The sequence below is a fragment of the Brenneria tiliae genome (genome assembly GCF_023347575.1).
Lineage (GTDB): Bacteria > Pseudomonadota > Gammaproteobacteria > Enterobacterales > Enterobacteriaceae > Brenneria > Brenneria corticis.
In genome coordinates, this window is sequence record NZ_JAKPCB010000006.1 from 1 (window position 1) to 220 (window position 220).

The following is a 220-nucleotide window of genomic DNA, read 5'->3' on the forward strand; positions in this document are numbered from 1 at the left end:
AAGGCGTAGTCGATGGGAAACGGGTTAATATTCCCGTACTGGTTGTTACTGCGAAGGGGGGACGGAGAAAGCTAGGTTGGCCGGGCGACGGTAGTCCCGGTTTAAGCGTGAAGGTGGGTGTTTTTGGAAAATCCGGAACACCGTTAACACTGAGGCGTGATGACGAGTCACTACGGTGATGAAGTAACCGATGCTACGCTTCCAGGAAAAGCCTCTAAGC

The 220-nt window shown here is 52.7% G+C and carries 1 rRNA gene; it reads left to right on the plus strand.

Annotated features, from left to right (window positions below):
• Window positions 1-220 (plus strand): 23S ribosomal RNA (locus tag MFP24_RS00025); the annotation flags it as partial.